13 protein-coding genes are annotated in these 14,927 nt (G+C 47.6%); 6 read left to right on the top strand and 7 right to left on the bottom strand.

Going from position 1 to position 14,927, the window contains the following annotated elements:
- Positions 1–91: 91 nt before the first annotated feature.
- Positions 92–1,777, bottom strand: a complete 1,686-nt coding sequence (locus KHS38_RS20545; protein ID WP_213490516.1) for a patatin-like phospholipase family protein — start codon at positions 1,775–1,777, stop codon at positions 92–94.
- Positions 1,778–1,980: 203 nt separating this feature from the next.
- Entirely contained in the window at positions 1,981–4,512 is a 2,532-nt protein-coding gene (gene uvrA, locus KHS38_RS20540) for an excinuclease ABC subunit UvrA (protein WP_213490513.1), read from the bottom strand.
- Positions 4,513–4,715: 203 nt separating this feature from the next.
- Here uvrA and KHS38_RS20535 point away from each other — a divergent pair, with 203 nt between their 5' ends.
- Together KHS38_RS20535 and KHS38_RS20530 are read left to right on the top strand one after the other, a co-directional pair.
- Positions 4,716–5,315 carry a GrpB family protein gene (locus KHS38_RS20535; protein ID WP_213490511.1) on the top strand — a complete coding sequence of 200 codons (600 nt, stop codon included), beginning with the start codon at positions 4,716–4,718 and terminating at the stop codon, positions 5,313–5,315.
- Positions 5,316–5,407: 92 nt separating this feature from the next.
- Complete coding sequence (locus KHS38_RS20530; protein WP_213490510.1) at positions 5,408–7,546, top strand: HRDC domain-containing protein; 2,139 nt, start codon at positions 5,408–5,410, stop codon at positions 7,544–7,546.
- 125 nt (positions 7,547–7,671) lie between these two features.
- On the opposite strand, the gene KHS38_RS20525 is transcribed toward KHS38_RS20530, so the two are convergent.
- From KHS38_RS20525 to KHS38_RS20505, 5 genes are read right to left on the bottom strand one after another with little or no spacing between them, the layout of a single operon-like run.
- Positions 7,672–8,118 carry a QcrA and Rieske domain-containing protein gene (locus KHS38_RS20525; RefSeq protein ID WP_213490508.1) on the bottom strand — a complete coding sequence of 149 codons (447 nt, stop codon included), beginning with the start codon at positions 8,116–8,118 and terminating at the stop codon, positions 7,672–7,674.
- Between the two features lie 19 nt (positions 8,119–8,137).
- A complete protein-coding gene (locus KHS38_RS20520) occupies positions 8,138–9,088 on the bottom strand; it encodes a DUF5777 family beta-barrel protein (RefSeq protein WP_213490507.1) in 951 nt (316 codons plus the stop codon).
- 22 nt (positions 9,089–9,110) lie between these two features.
- A complete protein-coding gene (locus KHS38_RS20515) occupies positions 9,111–9,653 on the bottom strand; it encodes a YceI family protein (protein WP_213490505.1) in 543 nt (180 codons plus the stop codon).
- A gap of 4 nt (positions 9,654–9,657) precedes the next feature.
- Positions 9,658–10,893, bottom strand: a complete 1,236-nt coding sequence (locus KHS38_RS20510; protein WP_213490504.1) for a hypothetical protein — start codon at positions 10,891–10,893, stop codon at positions 9,658–9,660.
- Positions 10,890–11,525: an RNA polymerase sigma factor gene (locus tag KHS38_RS20505; protein WP_249665502.1), complete on the bottom strand. Its 636-nt coding sequence runs from the start codon at positions 11,523–11,525 to the stop codon at positions 10,890–10,892. The genes KHS38_RS20510 and KHS38_RS20505 overlap by 4 nt, the downstream gene beginning before the upstream one ends.
- Before the next feature lie 262 nt (positions 11,526–11,787).
- Here KHS38_RS20505 and KHS38_RS20500 point away from each other — a divergent pair, with 262 nt between their 5' ends.
- From KHS38_RS20500 to KHS38_RS20485, 4 genes are read left to right on the top strand one after another with little or no spacing between them, the layout of a single operon-like run.
- Positions 11,788–12,105, top strand: a complete 318-nt coding sequence (locus KHS38_RS20500) for an STAS domain-containing protein (RefSeq protein ID WP_213490502.1) — start codon at positions 11,788–11,790, stop codon at positions 12,103–12,105.
- Complete coding sequence (locus KHS38_RS20495) at positions 12,102–12,470, top strand: response regulator (protein WP_213490501.1); 369 nt, start codon at positions 12,102–12,104, stop codon at positions 12,468–12,470. The genes KHS38_RS20500 and KHS38_RS20495 overlap by 4 nt, the downstream gene beginning before the upstream one ends.
- Complete coding sequence (locus KHS38_RS20490; RefSeq protein ID WP_213490499.1) at positions 12,470–14,452, top strand: chemotaxis protein CheA; 1,983 nt, start codon at positions 12,470–12,472, stop codon at positions 14,450–14,452. The genes KHS38_RS20495 and KHS38_RS20490 overlap by 1 nt, the downstream gene beginning before the upstream one ends.
- On the top strand, positions 14,442–14,915 hold the full coding sequence (locus tag KHS38_RS20485; RefSeq protein ID WP_213490497.1) for a chemotaxis protein CheW: 474 nt from the start codon (positions 14,442–14,444) through the stop codon (positions 14,913–14,915). Before KHS38_RS20490 ends, KHS38_RS20485 begins: the two co-directional genes overlap by 11 nt.
- Positions 14,916–14,927: the final 12 nt, after the last annotated feature.

Raw genomic sequence — 14,927 nt, 5'->3', positions numbered from 1 at the left:
TTATAGTTCTGTAAGCGGGTGCTGGCTTTTCCGTTAGATAACGGGGTTTTCAGTTACCCGCGTCAGGCTAAGTGAAAGTTTTCGTTAAGGGCTAATCAATCAAATAATAAGGATTTGCCGTGAACTGTTCCCAGTGGCGCTGGCATTCTGCACGGGTTTCCTGTAAAGCTTTTTGAGCCTCCGGCGGCAGCTCTGCAAACCCACTCCCCGAATCGGTGGTGATTCTTTCCAGGTATTGAAGCAGGTTGTAGCACATGGTAAATTGTCCGGTAGCCACCAGGTCATTGAGCAGATCAGCATCATTTTCTTCTTCGGTGAACCATAATGTGGTGCCGAAGGCTGCGGCTCTTCCGGCTACGCGGCCTATGGTTTCAGGAGCAATATTCTCCAGCTCGTTTGCGGCAGTAGGGGTGTTTTCAGTTGCTTTTGTTTTGCTCTGTTTTATGCCTGGGCTATCTTCAGATATCAGTTCTTTAATCAGGTTCGATATGCGGCGGTATTGATATCGGTCGTCCTGGTAAAGGCGGTTGTAGTTTAACCGGCGTACCACCTTCAAAAACACGTCCATCAGTAAGGTGGCCAGCGAGTTTATCCTGTCCATAATCAGGGGCTGTGCCCGGTGCAGCGATATTGAGTTAAAGTCCAGCGCGCTGATTTTGTCAAGGTAAAAACCTTTATAAGTAGCCCTAAACCACGCTGCTTTTTCTTCATAAACCTTTTTAGCTTCTGCCACCAGCCAAAGCTTTCCGATAAGCAACAGCAGCATTACACCTGCAATAGCCAGCATTATGCCGCTGGCAATGCTATTAGTATAGTTCCAGCAAGCCGGTAGCAGGGCAAATAGCAAAATCAGGAGCAGTAATGCCCAGGTGGACTGGATGATAAACCGCCCAATATCGTCCCTTATCTCACCAATTGTTTTGGTAAATAGCCCTTTTTTAGGATTCTCCTGAAAAGGTTTAAACGGCGCCATATCAGGCGACGCTACATCCGAAATAATCACCAGATCAAAGTAAGGCGGCTTTTTCGAATCATCTTTATAGTTGAGGATGCTATCAATGCCCTGGTTGTCGTAAATGCCGCCATCCATAATACCAACTGGCAAATTGGCCTTGGCTAAAGCGGCCAGTGCCGGTGCTGCTTCATGAACAAAATCATGCGGCCACAGCAGCGGCTCAAACCCGCCCGGAAAGCAGGATGACGCCGCCATCACATCACTCAGCTTAATCTCGTTGGTAAGCGGCGTATTATACCTCATGTAATGGTTGCCGCTGTAACCGGCCTGCCTGTTGCGAAAACGGAAGTTTACAGCATGATTAAATTCAGTACTGTTAAATACTATATGCTCCAAATGGCCTTCTGCTTCTAGCATACCTAATGTAGCGCCTTTGGTAAAGTGCTTATCATAAAGGTTTGCAAACGCATTGATCAGGTTTTTTCGTTTGGTTTTGTTATCCCATACCGCATCGGGGTTAAGCTGGGTAAGCCCTTCCTTTACCAGATCTACTTGCTGCAACGTTTTCATCAGATAGTCGAATATCTGATCGAATGACTGGCCATTTTGCTGCCCAAGGGCATAAACGATACCGGTTATGGTTCCCCCGGAAACCGTCGATATCATACTGACCTGCTCCAGCAAGGGCTTGTTTTGATAGGTTAAGTGGTTGAGATAGGCAAGAGAGCCGAGATGAAAGGATGCCGCACGGTAACCGCCGCCCGACATGCTGAGCGCAATCTTTTGAAAAGGAGTTGCAGATATTTGGTTGGCGGATAGCATTGCAAAAAATGTTGCTTATTAATTAAATTTACCCAAATGCATTAACTAAAGCAACTGTTATAACCTTTTTATTTTGCCTTTTACCAACCTTTTATGGAGTTAAGGGAATGGTTATTAATGCATAAATAAAGCCACCTGACAAAACGTTCACCTATATCTATAACCTATAGCTATCAAACCGGCGAAGGCCGGTTTGATAAGATTTATTTTAAACGTTTCTTCAAATAGGGTGCAGTTTTACTGTATTTCGATGTAGAAACGCTTGCCGGTGTGCCGCTGGCAACTATTCGACCGCCTTCCTGGCCTGCGTCTGGCCCCATATCAATCACAAAATCACTGGCTGCAATTACGTCCATATCATGCTCCACCACAATTACGGTGTTGCCGGCATCAACCAGTCCTTGCAGTTGAATCATCAGCTTTTCTACATCGGCAGGGTGCAGGCCGGTGGTGGGCTCATCCAGTATGTACAGCGTATTGCCATGTTGCGTACGCTGCAGTTCTGTGGCCAGCTTTATGCGTTGCGCCTCGCCGCCTGACAGCTCAGTTGCCGGCTGGCCTAACCGCAAGTATCCCAGCCCAACCTGGCGTATTACATCCAAAGATCTTCCTAACAGCGGCTCTTCAGCAAAAAACTCATAAGCTTCATCTACGGTCATGGCCAGTATGTCGGCTATGTTTTTGTCGCCATAGGTAACCTCCAGTGTTTTGGCATTGTAGCGGGTGCCCTGGCAAGTAGGGCAGGGTGCATATACACTGGGTAAAAAAAGCAGCTCTACCATTACAAAGCCTTCGCCCTCACAATGCAGGCAGCGCCCTTTGGCTACATTGAATGAAAAACGTCCTGCATCGTACTTGCGTGCTTTCGCCATTGGCGTGGCTGCAAACAGTTTTCGCATCTGGTCGAACAGGCCGGTATAGGTAGCCAGGTTTGACCGCGGCGTACGGCCGATAGGTTTCTGATCAACCACCACCATACGCTTAATGAGTTCCAGGCCGCTTGTAATATGTCCGCCGGTAACAGGTGCCGGCGTTGTTTCGAGCGGGTCAGTTTCTTCTTCTGCGGATAGATCTGCTTTGACGCCCAAACTTTTTGCCACCAGTTCTACCATAACCTGGCTAACCAGGCTGCTTTTGCCTGAACCAGAGATGCCCGTAACGCTGGTAAACACACCGAGCGGGAATGTAACCTCCAGGTTATTGAGGTTGTTGCGGCTGACGCCTTGCAGTTGCAGCCAGCCTTTAGGCTCTCGTACAGGTTCGGCTTCAATTCGGTGTTCGCTATAAACATAGCGTCTGGTCACCGACTCCTTTACAGATTTCAAACCTTCAGGTAAACCACTGTACAGTACCTGGCCACCGTTTTCGCCCGCGGCCGGGCCTACATCCACAATCCAGTCGGCATGGCGTATAACGTCAATCTCATGCTCAACCACAAAGAGGGAATTACCGGCAGCCTTTAGCCGGTCAAGTGCCCGCAATAGTGCCTCCGTATCTGCAGGGTGCAGTCCGGCCGAAGGTTCGTCCAATACATAAACCACCCCAAACAGGTTGGACCGTACCTGCGTTGCCAGGCGCAGGCGCTGCAGTTCGCCGGGAGAAAGTGTAGGTGTGCTTCTTTCAAGTGTCAGATAACCCAAGCCCAAATCCAGTATCACGTTTAACCGTGCAACCAAATCTTCGGCAATGCGTTGTTTTACCAGGGCTTTTTCAGGTTGTGCGTCAGTTCCTTCAGGCTGGTTTTGCGGTGCTGCAAACGGGCGGAACAAATCTGCCAAACGTGCAAGCGGCTCGCGTGCCATTTCGGCTATATCCAAACCAGCAAACTTTACCGACAGTGATTCCGGCTTCAGTCGCTTACCCTGGCAAAGCGGGCATGCTGCACTCAGCATGTATTGTGCTACCCGCTTTTTCATCAGCTGGCTTTGCGTGGTGGCAAATGTTTGCATTACATACCGCTTAACCCCGGTAAAGGTGCCCATATAGTCGGGTGGTTGCTTGGCTTTAATAGCCTTTTTTACCTGGTCTTTATCCAGGCCGGGGTACACCGGCACAACGGGCTGCTCTTCCGTAAATAAAATCCAGGTCCGGGTGTCGGCAGGTAAGTCCTTCCAGGGTATATCTACATCATACCCCATGGTGGTTAGTATATCGCGCTGGTTTTGTCCGCCCCAGGCCGTAGGCCAGGCGGCAATGGCACGCTCACGAATGGTCAGATCTGGATTAGGCACCATCGATTGCTCGGTAACTTCATAAACCCGCCCCAGGCCATGGCATTCCGGGCAGGCACCATCCGGTGTATTGGGCGAGAAGGATTCGGCATACAGGATCGATTGCCCCTCGGGGTAATCGCCTGCCCGCGAGTAAAGCATACGCAACAGGTTGGATAAAGTGGTTACACTTCCAACCGATGAGAGGGTACTCACACCGCCCCGTTGCTGCTGTAAGGCAACAGCCGGAGGCAGGCCTTCAATATCATCCACCTCCGGAACGCTCATCTGGTTAAACAGCCGGCGCGCATAAGGCGAAACCGATTCCAGATACCGCCGTTGAGCCTCGGCGTACAGTGTGCCAAAGGCCAGGGATGATTTGCCCGAGCCTGACACGCCCGTAAACACCACAAGGGCGTTACGCGGAATATCAACACTCACATTCTTAAGGTTATGCTCCCGGGCGCCTTTTACGCGTACAAACTGTTCTAAGTATTCTTTTTCTGTATGACGATCTTTCTGCATGTATGTTTTTCGGTTTCTTTCTGGGCAAGCAAACCTTTAGGATAAGTTGCTGAATGCCGGTTTTGTTTCCCGTAGTGGTTGCGCAAAATTATCTTTAATTGAAGTTTAAGAAAAACGAGGTAAATAGCAACGAATAGAGTGAAATGGGTAATGATAGGGTTTATTTATACTTTAGTAAGTAGTTAATTTAACAGGGGGGCATCGTGGCATCATCAAAATCAATAGTGGTTACAGCTTATTCAAACCAATGGCCGGTTGTATTCAGGCAGTTAAAGGAAGTTTACCAGAAAAAGCTATCAGGCTTGGTGCTGGCAATTGAGCATGTGGGGAGCACATCCGTACCCGGACTTAAAGCAAAGCCTATAATTGATATCGATATCATTGTAAACGATACGGATAAGCTGAACGCTACCATCATGAAGCTGGGGGAGCTGGGGTACCGGCATAAAGGGGATTTGGGCATAGCCGGCAGAGAAGCATTTGAATGCCTATCGCCGCAGGTGCCCTTAGATGGAACTGATAGGATATGGCCGGATCATCATTTGTATGTTTGCCTGCAGGATAGCTTAAGCCTGATGAATCATCTTAAGTTCCGCAACTACCTTCGTACTTACCCCGGTGAGGCACAAGCTTATGCACTTTTAAAAGAAAAGCTTGCAGCGCAGTTCGCTACGGATATTGATCGCTATGTGGAGGGCAAAACAACCTTTATTACCGACATCCTTCATAAGCTCGGATTTGAGCAGGATTCGCTGGCAGTTATCCGTACTCAAAATCAAGCTGCTAACTCCGATGCAGATTAAATGGGCTGGTTAATAGTCTAATAATATCCTGCGGTTATTATGGATGTCTTGCACTTCAATCGCCTGATGGTGCTTACCTTTGCCAATTGGAGATGGAAAGAGCAGAACAGATACCCACCGCAGGTGATACAGACAGTTTAAATGAACAAGCTCGTTTACTGCTGGATTTTTTAATGCAAACCCGCGAGCCGGTGTTTTTAACCGGTAAGGCAGGTACAGGTAAAACCACTTTATTGCGTTATATACGGGCCAACCTGTCCAGGAACCTGACAGTTGCAGCGCCCACAGCAGTTGCAGCGCTGAATGCCGGTGGCGTTACGCTGCATTCGCTTTTTCAAATTCCATTCGGCCCGGTAATTCCGCAACAGGAGGCAGGCGTGGAAGACGACGCTTTTCGGGTTAACTTTTCGGCAGATAAGCGCAAGCTGTTACGCTGCCTGGAAGTGCTCATTATCGACGAAATCAGTATGGTGCGTGCCGATACGCTGGATTATGTGGATAGGGCACTGCGCTGGATCAATGGTTCGGCAAGGCCGTTTGGAGGTGTGCAGGTACTGCTGATCGGCGACCTGTACCAGCTACCGCCCGTGGTAAACCAGGATTGGCAACTGCTGCATAAATATTATGCAAGTCCCTATTTTTTTGACAGCCAGGTTATCAAATCAGCACCGCTGATTACATTTGAACTTACACAGGTATACCGCCAGTCTGACCCTGTGTTTATTGATATCCTGAACGGTATCCGGAGCGGTCAGCTGGAAAACCGGTTGCTCGATAAGCTAAATGCCGCTTACCGGCCTTCGGCCGACCCGGCCGAGTTGCAGGAATATATCACCCTGACCACGCACAACGGTATGGTTACAGCGGTTAACCGCGAGCGACTGGAAAGCATGGAGGGTACTGTGCACACCTTTAAAGCCACCATATCGGGCGACTTTCCGAAGGATGCCTTTCCTGTTGAGGAAGATCTGATGTTAAAAGCAGGCGCACAGGTAATGTTCACTAAAAACGATTCATCAGGTAAAAAGCAATATTACAACGGGCGTATGGGCAAAGTAATTGCCATTAGCAATGGCGCTATTCAGCTACGCTTTCAGGACGATGGCTCGGAGTTTACCGTTTTGCCGGAGATATGGCGAAACGTAAAGTATGCACTGAGCGAAACTGACGGACAAATTGCCGAAACGGATGCCGGTTCCTTTACGCAATATCCGCTCAGGCTGGCATGGGCTATTACCATTCATAAAAGCCAGGGCCTTACTTTTGACCGCGCGGTGGTTGATGTAAGCAGCGCCTTTGCGCATGGGCAGGCTTATGTAGCGCTAAGCCGATGCCGCAGTTTGGAAGGGCTTGTTTTAAACGCGCCGGTTGAGGCTCGTAACCTGATCACCGACCCTGGCGTGATCCGCTTTATGGCATCGGCCACCAGCCGCCTGCCCGATCGGGCAATGTTGGAGCAGGCGGTTTGCGCTTATGAGCGCAACCTGATCGAAGATATGCTGAATTTTGATACCGTAAACAGCCGATGGAAAAAGATTGGAAGCCTGTTAGAAACATCCGGCTTGCCACCGGGTGCTGAGCTTAGAGTGGCGTATGAGTTTATAGATACTGTTCTGACAAAGGAAGTGAGCCAGGTAGCGCACAAGTTTTTGCGGCAGGAAGTGCTCACACTCCAAAGCCTGGAGCGGATAGCCAGCCAGCCGGCACTATTAGCACGATTGCAAAAAGCAGCTGCGTATTTTGGCCCCAAGCTGGAAAGCTCGATAGCTCATCTGCAAAAAGTGGTGGCCTTGCCTTGGGCGCCTGCAATTCAGGAAGCGGAATTGTTATCGCTGCTCGACACCGTATTTAATCTTTTGGTGGAAAAGCGCGCACAGCTTAAAATTGCAGAAAGTGGATTTACTCCCGAAGCTTACCTGGCTGCCCGTAAAGCCGCCGCCGCAGGGTACAAAAGCCTGCGCAAAAATAAAGCCCCGGCCGATAAGCAGCTTCGGCACCTGCAGCTTTACGAGAGCTTATTGGCTTGGCGTAAAGATTACAGTGAGCAGCAAAAGGTGATGGAACGCGCCGTTTTATCGGACCCCATGCTGCGGCAAATAGCCGAAAAGCTACCACGGTCGGTTGAGCAACTGGCGGCAATCAAAAGCATAGGGCCAGCCAAAGCCCGGCAAATTGGGAATGATCTTATTCGTTTGGTTAATCAGTACTTGGGTGCCGATCAGCTTTTTTAATTTGTAAGCACGTCGTGTACCTAATGCAGCGGCCATGTATGCTTCTTAATAAAATAATTAAGCAGGAGTAAACCCTATTACCTATCAGGCTTAATTGCCCGATAGGTAAATGTAGTAAACCAGTTTTAAGATGAAACCGATAATGTGCTGCCGTTGACATTGATGGTATATTTTTTAAGCGCCGATGTAGCAGGCCCGGCTAATACATCGCCTGTTGTATTGAATTGGCTGCCGTGTGCAGGGCAAACAAATCTACCCTGGGCATTATTGTAATTAATAGCTACACCCTGGTGTGTACAGGCCACCTGTACAGCGGTGAACGACTCTGGCGCATTGCCGCTAGCCAGCCTTACGATGATGATGCCGTTGGCTACCTTGGATTCTCCCACGTTTCTTAATTCCGAACTTAAGTCGGCACTCACTAACGCACCTGCGGGCGGATTGCTGCCCGTTCCGTCATCAGGCGTTGGATCATCATCTTTTACGGTGCTGCCGCATGATGCAAACGTACATCCTGCACAAATAGCTGCGATGCCTATACCAAATTTGGCTAAAAATTCTTGTCTGTCCATAATGTTAAGTTGAGGTAGGTTATTTATAAGTGCCTTTGTGTTTGCGGTTAAAATCAAATACCCGGGTAATGGCAAAGCCTAAGCGGTATTGTCCTTTGGTCCATTTTGATTCTGTATCGCTCAGGTAGTTCATGGGCGATATGGCCTGGGCATTGGTGAAGTTTATAGTAAATACGTGCCCACCGGTTTCAATTTCCAACCCCACGCCCGAAGGGTCATAAAACTTAGGGCTGGTGCTTTTGTCGCGGTAAGAGGAAAACGGATGTGCATAATCAAGCACGATACCCATACGCTTACTGAACTTTAAGCGCCCCGCTGCCGATAGGGCAAAAAATCCCTGGCGGTTGCCGGCCATGTACGGGAACGGTAAGTTGTTGCGCACAAAAGAAGGGGATACCTGCACAGACAATGCCGATGAAAACTTTCGGGCAAAAATAATCTGGGCAAAATAGTTAAGCCGGTTGGTGTAGTCATCAAATACTTTGGTAGATACCTCGTACGGCTTCAGGCCGGTTTTGCCTACTACGGTAACGGCAACCGGCATGCTATTGTCGGTTGTTTGGTGTAGTATGTTGTACTTTAAACCCAGTTCCAATAACTGCTCGTATTTGCTTCGGCCAAAATCAATATCCAGGTTATCGGTAAGCCCATACTCAAAACCAATATAGATGTCAGATGAATTATCAAGCCCCCAAAGCGTTTTACCGCCGCCGTTAGCACCGCCGATATCGCCAAAGCGGTGTATCACCATAAAATTCAGATTATTCTTTTTAATGGTTTCGGAGGTTTCTGATAAAATAAGCCGGGTAGATTTAAAGGTAGCTATTACCGGCTGCGGTTTTTCATCGGCAGTAAGGCTGTTGAGCAGCGAATCGGTGGCCGATGAGTCGGTTGGTGCGGTTGTTTGCTGAGCCTTGCTGAGTGTAGCGGTAGCTATAAGGCATGCCAAAAAGAAGCATCTTTTAATCATAAAGCAGTAAGGTTATGTAGGGTTATTTCTTGTAGGGTGTGTAATTAGCGGCTACTTTAATTTGAATGCTCTCCGCTATTTTTTTGAAAACCAGTTGTGGAATATCAATCTGATGGTCTTTGCATTGTACAATAAATTCGGAGGCCATACTTACCGCATCATTTTTTACCGTTACGGTTCCTTTTATGCTGCGCGATTGCTTTATACCATGTACATCCAGTATGCCGCTAACCGTTACAGGGTAGGTGCCGTCTTTATGTACATCAATTTTTTCCTGTATCCGGCCTTTGAAAGTAGCGTTAGGGTACTTGTCGCTTTCCATATAGTTCTCGTTGAAATGTTCCTGCATCAGCGACTTTTCAAACTTGAACGTCCGGATGGGCATACTAAAGGCCAGATCGCCGGTTGCGGCGTTAAACACGGATGTGCCTTGGGTGCTCGTAGCGTCAATATCCTCTAAAGGAGCCTTAGAATAGAGGCTGATTTTGGCATTTTTGCAGACGTAAGTCTCCTGTCTCGCCTGGTTACCGAACCAAACAAGTAAAATAAGGGCGATATATTTCATGATGTTATTTTGGTTTTCCGAACGTGTTTATATTCCAGCTTACACCCAATGCCACACCGGCCGAGCGCAGATTAACATTGCCGTTACCAATGCCCGTAAGCGGCAGTTTCAGGTACGGCTGCGCCACAGCACTAAACTTGCTGTTGATGCGCCGCTGGTAAGTGGCATTGATATTCAGTACCCCAAACCAGTGCTGGTTCTGGTTGGCGATATCCAGCCGGAAAGGGGCTAAGCCGGGTGTATTATCATAATCAAAGCGATAATGCTCGCGCAGCATCAGGTAAGATGATAATCCCGTACCTACGGTAATGGCATCCCTGCCTTTTGCATATAACTGATAATTGACATTCACCGGTATATCCAGCACCTTACAGTTGGCGGCAATAGAGGTTGGCGGTACCGGCGGCTGGAAGGCATTGCTATAGGCAAAGCCGCTTGCCCGGTAGGGTTTAGCTGCATAGCCAAAGCCGGTAGCAATGCTGAAACGTTTGGTTAGCTGCAGCCCCAGCTGGATACCGACGTTGGTACCTACCTGGCCGCCTGCAAAGCTACCCGTGTTGTTTAAATCTGGCGCAGCCAGTATGCTAAGTGTAAACTGTGGCTTGTTTCTCAGATATGGTTTAATAGATTTTGTCTTCTTATCCAGTGGGTTCGCAGTTTCAATAGGTGCTGTAGCTGTGTTGCCGGTATCAATCGCACTATCGGGTGCCCTGTCTGTTTGTGTTTGATTTTCGGCAAGTATTGCTGTTGGCGGCGCTATCATACTGTCAGGTGTTTGCGCCACTGTTTCCTGAATCAACAAATCTTGTTTGGCATCAGGGTAACGACCTTTCCGGGCAGCAGATAAGGGAAAGAACGATTTGCTTTTTCGGCTACTACGGTTTACAAGCTGCTCTGGTTTAACCAGCGGCCCGGAAACTGGATGATGTGAAACCTGCCCGGATTGGTCGTTATGCTTTTTAGGTTTATAAGGGGAATTTTTAGTTAGTTTTTGTTGACGGTTATCTGTATGCTGTTGCTTGCCATTGAAAAAGTACAAGCCCAATACCAGCAGCAACACAGCGGCAATGCCTGATGCGTAATAGATAAAGCGGTAGGCACCGGCCCGTTTACCGGATTTTTTATCCAGTAATTTTTCCATGGCAGCCCAATCCTCCTCACGAAAAGCAACCCGTTTTTCAGAGCCGGCAAAACCGTCTCTAAAAAGCTTGTCCAGTTTATTTTCGTCAGGTTCTTTCATTGCATTATCATATTAATCAGAAAAGACATGCCGATGCTCACGGCGCCTATGGTTACTATCTTATGCCGGTAATCATCCGGCTTGTCGGTTGCCTGATAGTCGGCATCCGTTATCATGCGTTTCAACTTTTCACGCGCTTTAAAAAGATTTGATTTAGAGGTGCCGGTACTGATGCCCAGCAACTCGGCAATCTCTTCATGGCTGTATCCCTCAATAGCATATAAATTAAAAACCGTCCGGTAAGCACTTGGCAAGCGCTGAACCATAGCCAGCAGGTCATCGTAATTCAGCTTCTTGTCGGTCCGGTCATCATGGGCAACGTCCTGCGCTAAATCAAGGCTGTCCATAAAAGCCATTTTCAGGTTGCTGCGATAGTAATCTACCGAAGTGTTCATCATAATACGGCCAACCCAGGCGGCAAAGGGCTTATGGCTTTCGTACTTATGCAAACGGGTAAATACTTTCATAAAACCTTGGTTCATAATTTCGGCAGCCTCATACCTGTTGCCCGCATATCGCAAACATATCGACATAGCAAAACCATAAAATGCTTTATACAGCAATTTTTGATCCTGCCGGTTTTGCTGCAAGCATCCCGCAATCAGTTGTTGTAGTTCTGCTTCTCCCATCATGAGGGCTTCTGCTAAATTGTAATCCTTATCTGTGTGTATCACGCATGCCGCAAACAAAAGGTTGCCTGAAAATAAAAATAAATTTTTGCTGTCTCCGTAGTAATTAAACAACGCCTCCATTTATAAATATATTAGGCTTTAATAGCTGCTACAAGCGCAATAAGCAGCGTGTGCTGCTCCTTACAACTTATTCCAGCAGGGTGTAACTTATCTGTATGGAATTCGTAAAATCATCAATTAAGAAATTATTCTTTTCCGGTTGATGAGTTTTGAAGTGCGTTTGGATTCTGTAAGTGAAAATACAGCAAAAATTTTTCTCGAAGGTAGTCTGATTGTTCGCGATGCAGCCGCAATTCAAGCGGAGTTGCTTACCATTCTGCGTACTTACAGCCGGGCCAATATTCATCTGCAAAACATTGAGCGCATAGATGTAGCTGGTCTGCAGTTGCTATCGGCACTTAAAAAGAGCGTTGAGGTGGAGGGTAAACGCATCCAATTGCTTTTTGAACCTGATGAGTATCTGCAGCGCGTGCTTGCCCTCTCAGGATTTACTCATCTTGTATCGAAAGAAAAAGTATGAAAAGCCGCACTATACTTTTGGTTGATGATTCGGATATGGTGATCCGGCTAACCAGCCTTGCCCTAAAAAAAGCAGGTTATCAGGTTATTTCGGCAACCAGTGGCAGCGAAGGCCTGGCACACCTGAACGGGCAGGATATAGATTTACTGATAACCGACTTGAATATGCCCGAAATGGACGGCATTGCGCTCATTAAGGCAATGCGAAGCATAGCTTATTATCGCTTTTTGCCGGCTATCCTTTTTATGGGTGCGCCGTTTAACCATGTAGAGGAAACTATTAGTACCTCTATGGCTACGATATTGTTTGACAAAGACGGAATTAAAGATAAACTGGTTAACACCGTAACCAAGCTTGTACAATAATGGAGCAGTACAACGATACCTTTATAGAAGAAAGCCTGGAATTGCTCTCAGAAGTGGAAAAAGCGCTGCTTTTAATGGAGGTAACGCCACATGATGCTGCGCTGATTCAGCAGGTTTTCCGGGCCCTGCATACCATTAAAGGTAACAGCAGTATGTTCGGTTTTAGCATCGTTGCAAACTTTACCCATCAGCTGGAATCTGTTTACGAATATATCCGTAACGGGCAGCAGCAGCTTACTAAACCGATACTCAATACCACGCTGGCCGCGGTAGATCATCTGTTTACGCTGGTTAAAAGCCCTACTGATCAATCTGTGGCCGCCAGTGAAACACACAAAGCGCTTAACGTTCGCATAGCAACCTTGCTTCAGGATATTGAAGCTGCCTTGAATAAGGTACATCAAACACCTGCATCTATTACAAGCAATAATGATGAGCAGGAGGCAGGGGTAAAAATCTACGCTATTCATTTTGCACCGCATCAGGAGCTGTTTTATAACGGTACCAATCCGCTTACTTTACTGGCCGACCTGCAATCATTAGGTGAGTGCCATATTTCCTGTAACACGGCAGCTATACCAGCGCTGCAAGATATCGAGCCTACGTATTGTTACACTTCGTGGGATATTGAACTTCAAACAGCGGCCGGTCTGGATGCTATACAGCAGGTTTTTTTATTTGTAACCGGGCGTTGTAAACTTGATATCAAAGAGGTACAGCCGAAAGTAGACGCGGTTGATGTAAAGAGCATACAAGCCGAACAACCAGCGCAGGCAGGTGCCGCAAATACAGTTGTGCCACAACGCACCAACGTGATTTCGAGCATTAGGGTGCCATCCGAAAAGCTGGATAACCTGATGGGGCTGGTTAGCGAGCTGATTACCCTGCAGGCCAAATTGGGCATCATAGCGGGGGAGAGTGCACAGCCCGAGCTGATGGGAGTTTCCGAAAACTTCGAAAAAATACTAACCCGGCTACGCGACAACGCTTTCAGTTTATGCCTGTTACCTGTTAAAACAATGCTTACCCCGTTTAACCGACTGGTAAGAGACCTGGCAGATGAGCTGCATAAAGAAATTGAGTTTGTGACCGAGGGGGTGGAAACCGAGCTGGATAAGAATATCATCGAGGGATTATCAGACCCATTGATGCACGTGTTGCGCAACAGTGTTGACCACGGTATTGAAGACGAGGCAACCCGCTTAAAGCTTGGTAAGAGAAAACAAGGTCGCATTGTGTTCAAAGCCTATTGCGCAGGCACAAACGTTTACATTGAAATACAGGACGATGGCCGGGGTATGGATCCGGAAAAAATCCGTTTAAAGGCTATCGAAAAGGGCTTAATCGGTAAGGATGAAGTTTTAAGTGAAGCAGAGATATTTAGCCTGATTTTCCTTCCCGGATTTTCTACGGCCGAACGGATCAGTTCTATATCCGGGCGGGGCGTAGGCATGGATGTGGTAAAGCGTAAAATAGAAGACATACGGGGGCAAATCAAGATAACCTCGGTTGTTAACCAGGGCACCACAATCATTATTAAGTTGCCGCTAACTGTTTCTATCATTGATGGGCTGCTGGTACAGATCAATGATGGCTCATACGTGATTCCGCTTTCGGCCGTTGAGCGGTGCCTGGAGGCTCCGGCAGTTCAGCAAATCAACCATTTCCATAAAGTACTGATTCTGGACGGTCAGCAGATACCTTACATTGATCTTTCACAGGAATATGGCGGTACCGCAGCAGATAGCGCCGCGCGTGAGGTGGTGCTTGTGTATTTTGAAGAAAAACGGATAGCCTTACTGGTAGACCGGGTAATAGGCAAGTTTCAGGCCGTATTAAAGTCCTTGGGCAAGCACTATCAAAAGATAGAAAATATATCCGGGGCTACCATTCTGGGCGATGGCAGTATTGCCCTGGTGCTGGATACCATCAAGGTAGCCGAACAATATTTACAAAGAAAAAGATTAACACATGTCAGCTAACACCGAAATACATGCCTACCTGACCTTCAGGCTGGAGCAGGAGTTGTTTGCATTTAATGTAGGGCAGGTGCTCGAAATTCTGGAAATGAAGCCTATTACCAAAATACCAGGCGCGCCTGACTTTATGCGTGGAGTAATTAACCTCAGGGGTAATGTTTTGCCGGTTATTGATACCCGCATCAAGTTCCGCATGCAGGAAACAGATTTTACTATTGATACCTGCATTATTGTGCTAACTACCCAAACCGAAAACGGGCCGGTGCAGGTTGGTGCCATTGTAGATGCGGTGCAAAAGGTAATTGACCTGACGCCCGACCAGATACAACCGCCCGTAAGTATGGGAGCCAGCTACCGGGAGGATTACGTTTCGGGAATTGCCAAAGCCGACGAAGATTTTATCCTAACCATCAATATCGACAAAGTTTTTGCTGTCGACGACATCAGTGCCTTGTCCGAAAATTAACAAACCGCAACC

The sequence above is a fragment of the Mucilaginibacter sp. Bleaf8 genome, assembly GCF_018390515.1.
GTDB lineage: Bacteria > Bacteroidota > Bacteroidia > Sphingobacteriales > Sphingobacteriaceae > Mucilaginibacter.
This window is presented reverse-complemented; position numbering and strand designations above follow the sequence as displayed.